The sequence below is a fragment of the Streptomyces abyssomicinicus genome (assembly GCF_008974245.1).
GTDB lineage: Bacteria > Actinomycetota > Actinomycetes > Streptomycetales > Streptomycetaceae > Streptomyces > Streptomyces abyssomicinicus.
The window spans coordinates 1,352,663-1,367,397 of sequence record NZ_BBZI01000005.1; the positions used below are offsets into that span (position 1 = coordinate 1,352,663).

General features: G+C 73.7%; 14 protein-coding genes. 3 read left to right on the plus strand and 11 right to left on the minus strand.

Annotated elements, in window-relative coordinates; all coding sequences use genetic code 11:
* Nucleotides 1-133 precede the first annotated feature (133 nt).
* Nucleotides 134-1,375, minus strand: coding sequence for a serine hydrolase domain-containing protein (locus GBN72_RS05605; protein ID WP_151770462.1), 1,242 nt, complete (start codon nt 1,373-1,375; stop codon nt 134-136).
* A gap of 117 nt (nt 1,376-1,492) precedes the next feature.
* Here GBN72_RS05605 and GBN72_RS05610 point away from each other — a divergent pair, with 117 nt between their 5' ends.
* A complete protein-coding gene (locus GBN72_RS05610; RefSeq protein WP_151770463.1) occupies nt 1,493-1,927 on the plus strand; it encodes a PPOX class F420-dependent oxidoreductase in 435 nt (144 codons plus the stop codon).
* A 40-nt stretch (nt 1,928-1,967) separates the two neighbouring features.
* Here the strand turns inward: GBN72_RS05610 and GBN72_RS05615 are convergent, their stop codons facing one another.
* The 4 genes from GBN72_RS05615 to zwf form a co-directional block, all read right to left on the minus strand.
* Nucleotides 1,968-2,573: a histidine phosphatase family protein gene (locus tag GBN72_RS05615; RefSeq protein ID WP_151770464.1), complete on the minus strand. Its 606-nt coding sequence runs from the start codon at nt 2,571-2,573 to the stop codon at nt 1,968-1,970.
* Nucleotides 2,574-2,584: 11 nt separating this feature from the next.
* Nucleotides 2,585-3,487, minus strand: coding sequence for a phosphogluconate dehydrogenase (NAD(+)-dependent, decarboxylating) (gene gnd, locus GBN72_RS05620; RefSeq protein ID WP_281371407.1), 903 nt, complete (start codon nt 3,485-3,487; stop codon nt 2,585-2,587).
* Nucleotides 3,488-3,568: 81 nt separating this feature from the next.
* Entirely contained in the window at nt 3,569-4,522 is a 954-nt protein-coding gene (gene opcA / locus GBN72_RS05625; RefSeq protein WP_151770466.1) for a glucose-6-phosphate dehydrogenase assembly protein OpcA, read from the minus strand.
* Entirely contained in the window at nt 4,519-6,108 is a 1,590-nt protein-coding gene (zwf, locus tag GBN72_RS05630) for a glucose-6-phosphate dehydrogenase (RefSeq protein ID WP_151770467.1), read from the minus strand. Before zwf ends, opcA begins: the two co-directional genes overlap by 4 nt.
* A gap of 240 nt (nt 6,109-6,348) precedes the next feature.
* Here zwf and GBN72_RS05635 point away from each other — a divergent pair, with 240 nt between their 5' ends.
* Nucleotides 6,349-7,686 (plus strand): 6-phospho-beta-glucosidase, encoded by a 1,338-nt coding sequence (locus tag GBN72_RS05635; protein WP_151770468.1) that lies wholly within the window; start codon nt 6,349-6,351, stop codon nt 7,684-7,686.
* Between the two features lie 176 nt (nt 7,687-7,862).
* Here GBN72_RS05635 and GBN72_RS05640 read toward each other — a convergent pair whose 3' ends face one another.
* The 5 genes from GBN72_RS05640 to GBN72_RS05660 all read right to left on the minus strand — a co-directional run bounded on the left by GBN72_RS05640 (nt 7,863) and on the right by GBN72_RS05660 (nt 12,211).
* The gene (locus GBN72_RS05640) at nt 7,863-9,011 is read right to left on the minus strand and encodes an ATP-grasp domain-containing protein (RefSeq protein WP_151770469.1); all 1,149 of its coding nucleotides are present in this window, start codon (nt 9,009-9,011) and stop codon (nt 7,863-7,865) included.
* A 230-nt stretch (nt 9,012-9,241) separates the two neighbouring features.
* Nucleotides 9,242-9,451 carry a hypothetical protein gene (locus GBN72_RS05645; RefSeq protein ID WP_151770470.1) on the minus strand — a complete coding sequence of 70 codons (210 nt, stop codon included), beginning with the start codon at nt 9,449-9,451 and terminating at the stop codon, nt 9,242-9,244.
* Between the two features lie 200 nt (nt 9,452-9,651).
* Nucleotides 9,652-10,815, minus strand: a complete 1,164-nt coding sequence (locus tag GBN72_RS33990; RefSeq protein WP_164540394.1) for an MAB_1171c family putative transporter — start codon at nt 10,813-10,815, stop codon at nt 9,652-9,654.
* Nucleotides 10,812-11,348 carry an ImmA/IrrE family metallo-endopeptidase gene (locus tag GBN72_RS05655; RefSeq protein WP_151770970.1) on the minus strand — a complete coding sequence of 179 codons (537 nt, stop codon included), beginning with the start codon at nt 11,346-11,348 and terminating at the stop codon, nt 10,812-10,814. Before GBN72_RS05655 ends, GBN72_RS33990 begins: the two co-directional genes overlap by 4 nt.
* A 38-nt stretch (nt 11,349-11,386) precedes the next feature.
* On the minus strand, nt 11,387-12,211 hold the full coding sequence (locus GBN72_RS05660) for a helix-turn-helix domain-containing protein (RefSeq protein ID WP_246212268.1): 825 nt from the start codon (nt 12,209-12,211) through the stop codon (nt 11,387-11,389).
* Nucleotides 12,212-12,401: 190 nt separating this feature from the next.
* Between GBN72_RS05660 and GBN72_RS05665 the strand changes: the two genes are divergently transcribed.
* Nucleotides 12,402-13,076 (plus strand): MmyB family transcriptional regulator, encoded by a 675-nt coding sequence (locus tag GBN72_RS05665; protein WP_151770471.1) that lies wholly within the window; start codon nt 12,402-12,404, stop codon nt 13,074-13,076.
* An 818-nt stretch (nt 13,077-13,894) separates the two neighbouring features.
* On the opposite strand, the gene GBN72_RS05675 is transcribed toward GBN72_RS05665, so the two are convergent.
* Nucleotides 13,895-14,710 carry an ABC transporter ATP-binding protein gene (locus tag GBN72_RS05675; protein WP_151770472.1) on the minus strand — a complete coding sequence of 272 codons (816 nt, stop codon included), beginning with the start codon at nt 14,708-14,710 and terminating at the stop codon, nt 13,895-13,897.
* Nucleotides 14,711-14,735: the final 25 nt, after the last annotated feature.

The window sequence follows — 14,735 nt, forward strand, 5'->3', positions numbered from 1 at the left end:
GTCCGGCGCGAAGCCGCATCGCCCGTCCGGTGCGAGGGCGCATCGCCCGTCCGGTGCGAGGGGCATCGTCCGATCGGTCGATGCGGGACCATGACCGGGCGGCAGCGTCCCGCGCGGTTCGCCCGGACCGCCGTCAGTCCACGACCGACGCGTGGACCAGCCGCCGGATCTCCGGGAACAGCATCCGCGACCGCCGGGGCCGCACCTGTGTCATGAACTGCACGGTCAGGTCGTGCACCGGGTCCACCTCGAAGAGGGTGGTCGCCACGCCCTTCCAGCCGAAGGTCCCGCGCGAGGACGGCGACTGCGCGCGCGAGGGGTCCACCACCACCGAGAACCCCAGTCCGAAGCCCATCCCGGCGTTGGCGGGCTCGTCGTGGACCGGCGCTCCGAAGCTCCTGATGTCCGTGCCGTCCGGCAGGTGACTGCGGGTCATCAGCTCCACCGTCGCGGGCCGCAGCAGCCGCACCCCGTCCAGTTCGCCACGGCGCCGGAGCATCTCCATGAAGCGGTGGTAGTCGCCCGCGCTCGCCACCAGCCCCCCGCTGCCGGACACGAACCGAGGCCGCTCCCGCACCGGGGTCCCGGGCACGACCTCGAGGGACCCGTCGTCGCCGTCCCCGTAGAGCTCGGCCAGCCGCCCGGCCTGTTCCCCGTCGATCCAGAACCCGCTGTCGTTCATCCGCAGCGGCCGCAGGACCCGTTCGGTCACGAAGACGTCCAGCGGGACACCGGAGACCACCTCGATCACCCGGCTCAGCACATTGGTGGCCACCGAGTAGTTCCACCCGCTTCCCGGTTCGAACTGGAGCGGAAGCCGGGCGTACGCGGCGCAGGTCTCGGCCAGGTCTCCGCCCGGCAGCACCGAGGCGTGCAGGCCCGCCTCCCGGTAGAGGGCGTCCACCGGGTGGGCGTGGTGGAAGGCGAAGGTCAGGCCGGCAGTGTGGGCGAGCAGGTGCCGGATCAGGACGGGCCCGTCCGCCGGCCGGGTCCGCATCCTCGGGCCCTCGCCCGCCACATGCACGCGCGGGGCGGCGAAGGCCGGCAGGTGGCGCTCGAGCGGGTCGTCCAGCGAGAGCAGGCCCTGTTCGACCAGCACCATCGCCGCCACCGAGGTGACCGGCTTGGTCATCGAGTAGATCCGCCAGAGGGTGTCCGGCTCCACCGGCAGACCCGCGGCCAGGTCACGGCTGCCGCAGGCGGTCAGCCGCGCCACCCGGCCGGCCCGCGCCACCGACAGCAGGTAGCCCGGCAGGCTCCCGGTGTCGACGTGCCGGGCCAGCAGCCGGTCCAGCTCCTCCAGCCGCCGCGGATCGAGCCCCGCCTCGTCCGGGTCGATCTCCTGGCGCAACACCGTCCTCGCGGTCGCCGTCATGCTCCTGGCCTTCCGTGTGCCTTCCGCAAGCTGAACCGGGATACCCCGTCCGGCGCAATCTCAGACCTGATCGGGCCGCACGGGGAACACGCGGGCCGGTGGGGACGTTCGGCGGGTATGAGCGAAGAAGCCCTGCTCGCCCTGCTCTCCGAGGCCGACGGCGGAGTGCTGGCGACCCTCAGGTCCGACGGGCGGCCGCAGCTGTCCAACGTCAACCACGCCTACTACCCGGAGGAACGCCTGCTCCGGATCTCCGTCACGGACGACCGGGCCAAGACCCGCAACCTGCGCCGCGATCCCCGTGCCTCCTACCACGTGACCAGCGCCGACCGCTGGGCGTACACGGTCGCCGACGGCACCGCGGAGCTGACCCCGGTGGCCCGGGACCCGCGGGACGAGACGGTGGAGGAGCTGATACGCCTCTACCGCGACGTCAACGGCGAGCACCCCGACTGGGACGACTACCGCGCGGCCATGGTGCGCGACCGGAGACTGGTGCTGCGGCTGCGCGTGGAGCGGGTGTACGGCGTCCCCCAGGGCGCCCGGGGGTGACGGCCGGGCGTCCGGACCATGGCGGTGGCGGTCCTCCCGCCTAGAGTTCCGTGCCACCGGGCCGGGCGTTCCACACCGAGACCACCGGGCGGCCGTGCTCGGCGGACAGACGGCTGACGGTGCCGGTGAAGATCTGGAACAGCCGTCCGTCCCCGGGTGCGAGGCCGAGCCGGCGGGCCGTCAGTACCCGCAGGTAGTGGCCGTGGGCCACCAGCAGGACGTCACCCCGGTCGGCCCGCAGCAGCGGCTCGATGCGGGCCAGCACCCGGTCCGCCCGGGCACCGACCTCCTCCGGGAGCTCACCGGGGTGCCCGTCCGCGGAGGGCGGGCACCCGTCGGTCCAGATGTTCCAGCCCGGGCGGTCCCGGCGGATCTCCTCCGTCATCATCCCCTCGTACGCCCCGTACTCCCACTCCCTCAGTTCCGGCTCCGTCTCACCGGACAGCCCCGCCAGCCGCGCGGTGGCGACGGCGCGCACCCGCGGGCTGGTCAGCACGGTGAGCGGGGTCCGGCCGGCGAGCAGCGGGACCACCGCCCGCGCCTCCTCCTCGCCCCTCGGGGTGAGCGGCAGGTCGGTGCGGCTGGTGTGCCGGCGTGCCGCGCTCCACTCGGTCTCGCCGTGCCGCAGCAGCAGAAGATCGCCCACGACCGGCCCGCCTACCGTGGAGCCGAAGGGCCGGCCGCCTCGACGGCGTGGCCGCCGAACTGGTTGCGCAGCGCGGCGATCATCTTCATCTGCGGGGAGTCCTCCTGGCGGGAGGCGAACCGGGCGAAGAGGGAGGCGGTGATGGCGGGCAGCGGGACGGAGTTGTCGATGGCGGCCTCGACCGTCCAGCGGCCCTCGCCGGAGTCCTGGGCGAAGCCGCGGAGCTTCTCCAGGTGCTCGTCCTCGTCGAGGGCGTTGACGGCGAGGTCGAGGAGCCAGGAGCGGATGACGGTGCCCTCACGCCAGGAGCGGAAGATCTCCCGGACGTCGGTCACCGAGTCGACCGCCTCCAGCAGCTCCCAGCCCTCGGCGTAGGCCTGCATCATGGCGTACTCGATGCCGTTGTGGACCATCTTCGCGAAGTGGCCCGCGCCGACCTTGCCGGCGTGCACGGCGCCGAAGTCGCCCTCGGGCTTCAGGGCGTCCAGTACCGGCTGCACCTTGGCAACGTGCTCGGCCTCGCCGCCGTACATCAGGGCGTAGCCGTTGGCGAGGCCGTGGACACCGCCGGAGACGCCGCAGTCCACGAAGCCGATGCCCTTCTCGGCCAGCTCCGCGGCGTGCTTCTCGTCGTCCGTCCAGCGCGAGTTGCCACCGTCGACCACCACGTCACCGGCGTCGAGCAGACCCGCGAGCTCGTCGATCACGGACTGGGTGGGTGCGCCCGCCGGGACCATCACCCACACCACGCGGGGGGCCTCCAGCGTGTCGGCCAGTTCGGCCAGGCTGGCCACGTCGGAGAGGTCCGGATCGCGGTCGTACCCGATCACGGTGTGGCCCGCCCGGCGGATGCGCTCGCGCATGTTCCCGCCCATCTTGCCGAGACCGATGAGTCCGAGCTGCATGACTGTCACTTCTTCCTGATCGTTCGTCGGGCAGGTCCGCGGCCGTCGGACGGCCCCGGCTCCTGTGTCGGCCCCTGCTCAGGCCCCTGCTTACGCTCCGGTTCCCGCATCCGCCCCGGCGCCGGCACCGGCGCCGGCGCCGTCCCGCAGGGCGATCTCGTACATGTCGTCGGCGTCGAGCCGCCGCAGTTCCTCGGCGATCAGCTCCGACGTCGGCCGGATCTTCAGCGCCAGACTCCTAGGCGGCTGGCCGGGCAGCGTCAGGGCGGCGAGCGGTCCCCCCTCGCGGACGACGGACAGCTCGCCCCGGTCGGTCTCCAGCCGGACCGCGGTGACCGCGGGGCCGGCGGAGGCCCGGACCTCGCCGGGCACCCGGAGCCGCTCCCGCAGCCAGCGGGCCAGGAGTTCCGCGCTCGGATTGCCCGGCTCCGCCTCCACCACCACGCCCCGCACCGGCGCGTGCTCCTGGTCGAGGGCGGCGGCGAGGGCGGAACGCCAGAGCGTCAGCCGGGTCCATGCCAGGTCGGTGTCGCCGGGCGTGTAGTTGGCCGCCCGCACCTCCAGCTCGGTCAGCGGGTCGGAGGCCGCGTCCATGTCGGTGATCCGGCGCTGCGCCAGCGCGCCCAGCGCGTCGCCGGCCGGGTTCTCCGGCGCGTCGACCGGCCACCACACCACCACCGGCGCGTCCGGCAGCAGCAGCGGCAGCACCACCGACTGGGCGTGGTCCCGCAGCTCGCCGTACAGCCGTAGCACCACCGTCTCGCCCGGCCCCGAGTCGGCGGCGACCCGCACCTCGGCGTCCAGCCGGGGATGGGTGCGGTCGCGCGGGCTGCGGGGATGACGGCGGATCACCACCACCGTGCGGGAGGGGTGTTCCTGCGAGGCCTGCTGCGCGGCCCGCATGGCGTCGTAGGCGAACTCCTCGTCGATCACGACCACCATGGTCAGCACCATGCCGACGGCCGGTGTGCCCGACGCCCGGCGCGCGTGGAGCAGCGCCTTGTTGACTTCTCCGGCCGTGGTGTCGGTGAGGTCCAGTTTCATGGCCTGCGCCAGCTCCGTCCGTCTCGTGCGAGCATCTCGTCGGCCTCCGGGGGTCCCCAGCTGCCTGCCGGGTACTTGGCGGGCACACCGTGGGTGGCCCAGTACTCCTCGATCGGGTCCAGGATCCTCCAGGACTCCTCGACCTCCTCGGTGCGGGGGAACAGGTTGGCGTCACCCAGCAGCACGTCCAGGATGAGCCGCTCGTAGGCCTCCGGGCTGGACTCGGTGAAGGACTCGCCGTAGGCGAAGTCCATCGAGACGTCCCGGATCTCCATGGAGGTGCCCGGAACCTTGGAACCGAACCGCACGGTCATGCCCTCGTCGGGCTGGACCCGGATGACGATCGCGTTGGCCCCGAGCTCCTCGGTCGCCGTCGAGTCGAACGGCGAGTACGGGGCGCGCTGGAAGACGACCGCGATCTCGGTGACCCGGCGGCCCAGCCGCTTGCCGGTGCGCAGGTAGAAGGGGACGCCCGCCCAGCGGCGGTTGTCGATCTCCAGTTTGATCGCCGCGAAGGTGTCCGTCATGGAGGAGGGGTCGATGCCGTCCTCCTCCAGATAGCCCAGCACCCTCCGGCCGCCCTGCCAGCTGCCGGTGTACTGGGCCCGTACGGTGTGCTCGCCCAGGTCCTCCGGAAGCTGGACCGCCTTGAGGATCTTCAGCTTCTCGGTCAGCAGCGACTCGGCGTCGAAGGAGGCGGGCTCCTCCATGGCGGTCAGGGCGAGCAGCTGGAGCAGGTGGTTCTGGATGACGTCCCGGGCGGAGCCGATGCCGTCGTAGTAGCCGGCCCGGCCGCCGATGCCGATGTCCTCGGCCATCGTGATCTGCACATGGTCGACGTAGGAACGGCTCCACACCGGTTCGAACATCTGGTTGGCGAAACGCAGCGCCAGGATGTTCTGCACCGTCTCCTTGCCCAGGTAGTGGTCGATCCGGAACACCTGGTCCGGGGCGAACACCTCGTGCACCAGCGCGTTGAGCGCGCGGGCACTGGCCAGGCCGTGGCCGAACGGCTTCTCGATCACCGCGCGCCGCCAGGAGCCCGGGGGCGCCTCGGCGAGACCGTGCTTCTCCAGCTGCTGGACCACCCGGGGGAAGAACCTGGGCGGCACCGAGAGGTAGAAGGCGAAGTTCCCGCTGGTTCCGCGGGAGGTGTCCAGCTGCTCGACCGCTTCCCGCAACTGCTCGAACGCGCGGTCGTCGTCGAAGTCGCCGGGGACGAAGTGCATGCCCTGGGCGAGCTGCTGCCAGACCTCCTCACGGAAGGGGGTGCGCGCGTACTGCTCCACGGCGTCGTGCACCACCTGGGCGAAGTCCTGGTCCGCCCACTCGCGGCGCGCGAAGCCGACCAGGGAGAAGCCCGGTGGGAGCAGCCCCCGGTTCGCGAGGTCGTACACGGCCGGCATCAGCTTCTTACGGGACAGGTCGCCCGTGACGCCGAAGATGACGAGGCCGGACGGGCCCGCGATCCGGGGAAGCCTGCGGTCGCGGGGATCGCGCAGCGGGTTGGGCACACCCGGCAGCGGGCCGCCGGTCCCGCGCCGCACGGCGTCCACCGTTCCGGTCGCTTCGGTCAATGTGATCATCTACTTTCTCGTCGGACGGGTGAGGGCCGAGTACCGCGGTGGGCCGCGGGCCATGCGGAGGCGGCGCCCTCCCGAGCGATCCGCGCAGGTCAGGGCGGATCCGCCCGTCACCCCGGAAGGGGTTCCCGTCCTCGTGCCACCCCACACCGCCCCGTGTCCCCCGTCCTTCCCGAGGGCCCGTGCCGCGCCCCCGTCGCACGCCCCCGCCGTCCTCCCGCCCGGCCGCGTTAGGTTGGCGGGATGAGGCTGACGATCGTTGGTGGGGGCGGCTTCCGTGTGCCGCTCGTGTACGGAGCGCTGCTGGCCGACCGGGCGCCCGGCCGTGTCACCCGTGTGGTGCTGCACGACGTGGACGAGGGGCGGCTCGCGGCCGTCACCCGGGTGCTGGCCGAGCAGGCCCAGGGGGTGCCGGACGCCCCGGAGGTGGTGGCGACCACCGACCTGGACGCGGCGCTGACCGGAGCGGACTTCGTCTTCTCGGCCATCCGCGTCGGCGGCCTGGAGGGGCGGGCCGCCGACGAACGGGTGGCGCTGGCCGAGGGGGTCCTCGGCCAGGAGACCGTCGGCGCCGGCGGCATCGCCTACGGCCTGCGCACCGTGCCCGTCGCGCTGGACCTCGCCCGCCGGGTGGAGCGCCTGGCCCCGCACGCCTGGGTCATCAACTTCACCAACCCCGCCGGCCTGGTCACCGAGGCGATGTCGCACCGGCTCGGCGACCGGGTGATCGGCATCTGCGACTCCCCGGTCGGCCTCGCGCGCCGCGTCGCCCGCGTCCTCGGCGTGCCCGCGGACCGGGCCCACGTGGACTACGGCGGCCTCAACCACCTCGGCTGGGTCCGCGCCGTGCGCGCCGACGGGGAGGACCTGCTGCCCCGGCTGCTCGCCGACCGGGAACTGCTCGAGTCGTTCGAGGAGGGCCGCCTCTTCGGCGCGGACTGGCTGCAGGCACTGGGCGCGATCCCCAACGAGTACCTGCACTACTACTACTTCAACCGCGAGACGGTGCGCGCCTACCAGGAGGCCGGGCAGACCCGCGGCGTCTTCCTCCGCGACCAGCAGGCCCGCTTCTACGCGGAGGCCGGCCGCCCCGGCGTCCCGGCGCTGGAGCTGTGGGACCGCACCCGGGCCGAGCGCGAGGCCACGTACATGGCGGAGAACCGCGACGCGGCGGGTGCGGGGGAACGCGAGGAGGAGGACCTCTCGGGCGGCTACGAGAAGGTGGCGCTCGCGCTGATGCGGGCGATCGCCCGGAACGAGAGGGCCACGCTGATCCTGAACGTCCGCAACCGGGGCGCCCTGCCCGGCCTCGACGAGGACGCCGTGGTGGAGATCCCCTGCCGGGTGGACGCCGACGGCGCGCACCCGACGGCCCTCGCGCCGCTGCCGGGCCACGCGGCCGCGCTGGTGGGCGCCGTCAAGGCGGTGGAACGCGAGGTGATCACCGCGGCCGCAACCGGTTCCCGGGCCGCCGCGGTGAAGGCGTTCGCCCTGCATCCGCTGGTCGACTCGGTCACCGTGGCCAGAAGGCTCATGGCGGGCTACCTGGACGCGCACCCGGGCCTCACCTACCTGAGGTGAGGCCCGGGCCCCCCGGTCCGATGGTGGGGCGGGCGGCCGCACTCCCCCCGGGTGCAGCCGCCCGCCCCATCCCCCGCACCGTTAAGAGCGCGCCGTACGCCTTCTGATACACCCTCGGGAAATTTTTTTTCTCCGGCCTCCGTACGGAGGCGGAACCGGCCCTCGGCCAGGCGCGGTCAGGCGCGCGCCCCGGCCGCGGCGGAGGCGGAGGAGGCGCCGGCCGGTCCGGCGGCGGGAGGCGCGGACTGGGCGGGAACGCTGGGCAGCGCGGCGGCCGGCTCCTCGTCGCCCCACGGCGAGCCCGCCGGACGAAGCCGCTGCGGGGACGCCACCACGGCGTAGTCCGCCCCCAGGAACGGCGGCTCCAGGTCACCCGGGTCCTCGCCCAGGGCCAGGCGGACCGCGGCCCACGGCGCGTTCAGACCGCACAGCGAGAGTTGGTGCAGCCCGCCCGCCGCCCGGGTGTTGACGTCCAGCAGAACCGGTTCCCCGCCGAACATGCGGAACTGGACGTTGGACAGGTGATGGAGCCCGAACCGCTCGGCGATCAGACGGGCCGGCGCGATCCACCGCTCGTCGAGGGTGAACCCGCGGCGCCGGCCGTTCTTCGTCCGGCCCACGGTCATCCGTACCCGGTCGTCGGTACCGGTGAGGCAGTCCACCGAGACCTCCGGCTCCTCCAGCCGCGGCATCACCAGCCAGTTGACCTCCTCGCCGCCGTCCCGCAGCGCGCGGAGCACCATGTCCAGCGGGACCACCGTGCTGGGGAAGCCGTCCAGCTGGGCCATCGAGAACGGGCTGCGGGTGATCACCCGGAACCCCACGCCGCCCGCTCCGGCGGCGGGCTTGAGGCAGGCCCGGTGCCCGTCGGCCTCCAGCTTCTCGACCGCCTCGACCAACTCGGACCCGTCCCGCACCCGGAACCACGGCGGCACCGGGATGCCCAGCTCGGCGACCCGCTCGTAGGCGGTCGCCTTGTCCTGGAAGGCGGCCACGCCCGCGGCGGTCGGCGCCAGCAGCGCCGTGCCGACGGCCTCGAACTCGGCGCGGTGCGCGACGATCACCTCCTGGTGCAGCCGCGGCACGAACACGTCGATGCCGCGCCGCGCGCACTGGTCCAGGGCGAACTCGGCGTAGGCGGCGGGGGAGAGGCCCTCGGGCTCCATCGCCGAGGTGTCGGCCGCGGCGAGCACCGGCGAGTTCGGGTCCCCGTGGGTGGCATGGATCTCCACCGCGCGATCCTGCGGATTTCTCCGCAACTGGTCCATGAAGAACACGTTCTCCGCGTACGTGCGGTTGAGCCAGACGCGTACGCGAGAGATCATTCAGGCCGCCTTTCGGGTGTTCGGGCACGGCGAAGCAGCCGGCCCGGCCGGGTACACGCGTGTAGGGACGCCGAACCGCGGGAAGTGAAACGGGGGTTTCGCAGCGGCGGCGTCGGGCCGATCATAGAGCTTCGCGGGACGCGTTCCGCTACACGAGTGTTACGACTTCCCCCACCGCGTGTCGGGCCGGTCCCGGCACGGCCCGGAGCCACTCGCCCGGCCCCCGGGCGCTACCGGCCCACCCGCCGCAGGAACGCCTCCTCGTTGCCCGCCAACCCGGCCTCGCGCAGCGCCCGGTCGGCCTCCGCGAGGACCGCGGGAGGCACCGCCGGCGGGCCCGCGCCCGGCTCCGCGAACGCGGCCTGCACCGCGTTCAGCAGCCGCAGGTACGCCTGCGCGGCGCGGCGTTCACGGTCGGTCGGCACGCTGGTGGTGGTCATCCTCGGCATCTCCTCGGGCGGCCGGTCGTCGGATCCTCCTACCAGCCTGCCGCGCGCCACCGACAGCGGGTGACCGGCGGCCCGTGGCCGACGGTTCAGGAGCGGTGCCGCCCCACCGGCGGGGCCTCACCGGCGGGGCGTTTCACCGGCGGCGCGCCTCACTGCCAGCGCGTCACCGACCGTGTCTCAGCGGCGGCGTGTCATCCGCGCACGGCCCGCATCGCCCGCATCGCCCGGGAGAGCCGCACCAGGTCCTCGGGGCCCTCCGCCGGCGGCCCCGCCGTGCCGGGGCCGTCCACCGCCGTCTCACCGGCCGCGCCGTGGGCCCGGACCGCGGCCACCACCATCACCGCGTCCGCCTCCACGCGGGCGCGTTCCGCCCCGGCGCCGGCCGCCACCGCGGCCGCCCGGGCCCGCTCCCGCACCAGCGGGTCGAAGAGCGGGCAGAGCAGCAGCAGCGCGTCGTGGATCTCCGCCTGCCGCTGCACGGCCCGCAGCGACGGCGGCGACCACCAGCCGACCCGCACCGCCGCCCGGCCGCCCGCGTCCGCCGCGGACACCGGACGCAGCTCCCGCCACAGCGGCGCCAGCGCGTGGTAGGAACGCCACGCCGACCAGGCGTCGCCGAAGAGCCGGGCGGGCAGCGTCCACAGCAGTGGCAGGGAGAACCCGGCCGCGCTCAGCAGACCACCGAAGGCGGCCATCGCCGGAGCGCCCCAGGTGCTGAGCCCGTCGATGTTCCCGCCCGCCCAGCGCACCGTTATCGCCGTCAGCTTCGCGACCGCGTACAGCGCGCAGAACCCGAAGCCGAGGGCGATCAGCAGCAGCGAACCGCGCAGCTGCCGGCCGCACACCCGGTGGATCCAGCGCAGACACAGGACGTTCATCGCCACCCCGGCCGCCAGCAGCGAGAACAGGTACAGCAGCACCATCTCGCGCACGAAGGGGGTGCTCGCGTAGTAGGTGTCGAAGTCGCGCAGCCGCTCCACCGGCGCGTCGCCCCACGCGAACAGCACCCACATCACGGCGATCACCGCGCCGAAACCGGCCGTGCAGCGGACCGTCAGGCTCCGGGTGACGTCCGGCGGACCGCCGCGCCAGCTGATCATCAGCACCAGGCTCGCCGCGCAGACGGCGGTGAGCAGCGAGTACACCAGCGGCGCTCCCGCGTTGGGGACGCCGGTGAGCCGGTTGACGGCCACGACGGTGGGCGGCGCGGCGAACGTGAAGGCCAGCGCGGTGACCAGCAGCAGCGCGCACACCGAGCGCAGCAACGGGTCCCGCCACGCCCCCGGGGTGCGGCACTTGAGCACCAGCGGCACCGCCATGGCCGCGGCCGGGACGTAGTAGCCGACGTTGTTCACGGACCGCCCGCCCCGCGCCTCGCGGTGGTCCGCTCCCCGCCCAGGGAGGCCTCGATGCGGCGCACCAGGCCGTCCGGCCAGGACGGATCCCCGGCAGGAGGGCCGGCCGGTTCCCTGGCCGACGGGACGGCCGGCGGGACGGTCGGCGTCCAGGCGCGGAAGCGGCTCGCCAGCAGCAGGCCGAACCGCTCCGCCTCCGCCTCCTCGCGCCGGTCGAACCGGGTCCGGGCGGCCATCGCCACCCCGTCCAGCGGTCCGCCCCGGTGTCCGGCCGCCATGTGCCACAGCTCGTGCCCCAGGATCACCAACTGGTGCCCGGGCGCCGTGCGCTCCTCGACCACCACGACGTCCTGGTCGGCGAAGTCCAGCCACAGTCCGCTGGCCGTACCGGCCGGGAAGACCGCGGTGCGCAGGCGCACCGGGCGGCCCCGCAGACCGCTCATCACCGCGCACAGCGCGCGCAGCGTCTCCTCCGCCCCGGCGGTGGGCGGCAGGCAGAGCCCGCCCACCAGTGCGTCGCACAGCCGGCCCATCTCCCTGCGGGTGCGCAGCGTCCTGATCAGACCCAAGGTCACGGTCCCGGCCGTCGGACACTCTCCAGCAGCATGTCGAGCCACTCGGCGACCTTGTCGCGGTGCTGGTCGGTGGGAAGCTGCGCCGCCCGCCACGCGATGCCGCGCACGCCGTGGTCGCGCAGCAGGCGCTCCAGGGCGTCCTCGGTCCCGTGCGCCCGCCCGCCCTCGGCCGCCGCACGGTCCGCCCGGTCGCGGGCCGCCCCTTCGAGGCCCGGCCCCTCGAGGCCCGGTCCTTCGAGGCCCGGTCCTTCGTGCCCCGCCCCCGTGAACCCCGCCCCCGGGGGCACGGCTCCTTCGCGGCCCCACGCCTCGTGCCCGGGTCCCTCGCGGCCGGGCGCCTCGGCCAGCCGGCGCAGCAGCTCCCGCTCGGTCCGCTGGAGCGCGCCGACCAGCGCCTCCGGGTCCTCCGCGGTCAGGAAGCCGGCGTGCACGCCGAAGAACCGCTGCAACGCGTCACAGTGCTCCATGGTGGGCCGCCGGTCGCCGTTGAGCAGCGCGCCGGCCTGCTGGCGGGACATGCCCGCGCCGTCGGCGATCTCCCGCTGGGTGTAGCGGCGGCCGTCCGGCCGGAGCCGGGTGCGGCGCAGCAGGTCGAGCCGCTGCAGGAACCGGGTCTGCACGTCGCGTTCCCCGCCCGGCCGGCCGTTCAGCAGGGCCTTCACCACGCCCTCGGGGACACCGGAGGCCGCCGACAGCCGCGCCACGTCGAACGCCTCGGCACGGGAGACGCCGAGCCGGTCCGCCAGCGAGCAGACCCGGGCGGTCACCGCCCGTAGCGGGGCGGCCTCACCGGCCCCCCGGCCCTCCATGTCACCCGCCACCGCAGCTCTCCCGCGTCGCGTCCGTCCGGACGCCGTGAGACTAGCGGTCGCCCCGACGACCCTCCAGGTCCCGCCACAACTGTGGCCGGATCCGGCCGCCAACACCCCTGAAATGCCACAATGGTTGACACGCGTGGTGCCCGACCGGGAGGATCAGGGCCGCCGACGGGGCCGAGAGGGGGACCTCCCGATGAAAGCTCGGGCAGGGGGCCGGCGCCCGCAACCGCGGCCGGGGCCCGAAGAGGCCTATCTGAGGGACTACACGGCGTTGCTGGAGAGTGTGTCCTTCCCGTCGGTGCTGCTCGACCGCGCCTGGGACGTGGTGGTCGCCAATACGGCGTTCACCGAGCTGTTCCGCTCCGTCGGGCCGCACCCCACCGCCATGCCGGGCGACAACTTCCTGCGCTTCGTCCTCTTCCACCCCGACGCCGGCCAGGTGCTCGCCGACCGGGAGGTCCGGTGGTGCCTGCCCGCCCTCGCGCGGTTCGCCCACCTCACCGAACGGTACGGGGACGACCCGGTCCTTCAGGCGGTGCGGCGCGAGATCGCCGAGGACCCGCTGATGGAGGCCGCCTACCGCCAGGGGCTCCCGCACTGGGTGCGTACCGTGGGAGAGCGCGCGGCGCGCGAACACGACGGCTCGGTACGGCAGTTGGTGCGCCCGGGCGGGGGGCGGGGGGTGCGGGAGTGCCGCCTGGTGGTGGAGACGCCCACCGCGTTCGCGGAACTGGGGTACGAGCGGATGACGCTGGTGCTTCCCGGACCCGATCCGGAGCCCGGGCCCACCGCGGACGCGCCCGAGCGTTCTCCGCGTGGCCGTGGCCACCTGTCGCTGGTGCACTCCGTCACCAGCGGCGGGCACTGAACGTTTTCGGCTCTGCCGCTCCAGGGCGAGGGCGGCACTTCGCAGCCTCCGTCGTGGCGCGGTCGAATGAAGGCGTTGTGCGGGGAGGGCGGATGGCAATGAGCGTGGCCGAGAGCTGATCTGGCGTGATGACTCTTCTTCGGCAGCACGCCCCGGCCGATCGAGCGGATCTTCCAGGGCCCGCCACGGAGCAGACGCTCGTGGCCGCCGAGGAGCGGACGGGTATCGCCCTCCCCGGGGATCTGCGGACGTGGTTGTCGCGGAACAATCTGGATCCGCCTGAGCAGGGACGTCGACGACGAAGTGGCACGCTGCGGCTTCGACGGGTTCCCGGACGAGCAAAGCTTCTTCCTGGGCATCCGGGCGATGGAGAGGCTCTACGCGAACTGCTCCACCTCCGGTGGATCCAACCCTCCGGACAGGCCGGACGATCCGTTCCGGCGCAACGAGTGGATCCCGTTCCTGCCGGACCAGGACGGCTGGACGGGAAGTTCGTCGATGTGCGGGACGGGCGTGTCGGCAGGTGGTTCGTGGGTGGGACCACGGTCGGGGGCGAGTACGCATCGCCGGCCCGGTACTTCGACTCCGTGGCGGAGACGCCGACGAAGATCGCCGAGGGAAGCCACCCGGTCCGCGGGGTCATCGAAGGCCGACTCGTCCGGTCGTGAGACCGTACACCACCGCGTGAGCCGCGGGTGCGGCGGGAGTTCGCGGCGGTCACCCTCACGGGTGGCGACGAGCGTCCCGCACGCGGCCCCCGCGGGCGTGAGGGCGGACGACGACGGCCGGGCGGCGTAGCGCCACCCGGCCGCGCGGGTTCACTCCTTCTCGACGCCCGCCCCCGGCGCCCCCGGCGCCGCGGACACCGATCCCCGCTTCGCGGCCTGGATCTGCTCGTAGACCCGGGTCCGCAGCTCGGCGAACCTCGGCTGCACCCTCGTGTTCAACTGGTCGCGCTCCACCGGGAGATCGACGACCAGCTCCTCCTGGACCACGGTCGGGGAGGCCGAAAGCACCACCACCCGCTCGCCCAGGTACACCGCCTCGTCGATGTCGTGGGTGACGAACAGGACGGTGATCCCGCGCTCGCGCCACAGCCGGCGCACCAGGTCCTCGAGGTCGGCCCTGGTCTGCGCGTCGACCGCCGCGAACGGCTCGTCCATCAGCAGCACCTGCGGCTCGTAGGCCAGCGCGCGGGCGATCGCCACGCGCTGCTGCATGCCGCCGGACAGCTGCCACGGATAGGCCTTCGCCGCGTCCGCCAGGCCGACCGACTCCAGCGCGTCGGCCACCAGCGCCCGACGCCGCTCCTTGGCCATTCCCTTCTGCTTCAGCGGAAGTTCGACGTTCTGGCCGACCCGCATCCAGGGGAAGAGACTGCGGCCGTACTCCTGGAAGACGAAGGCCATGCCGGGCGGCGGACCGGTCACCCGGCGGCCGTCCAGCAGGACCTCGCCGCCCGTGGGAGCGAGCAGGCCGCTCATGCACTTCAGCAGGGTCGTCTTGCCGCACCCCGACGGCCCCACCAGGCAGACGAGTTCACCGGCGGCCACCGAGAAGGTCAGGTCGCGCACGGCCTCCACCGTGCGCCCGGAACCCTCGTAGACCTTGCGCAGCCCGCGCACGTCGAGCATGGAACGCCCTTTCGCAGTCGTGTCG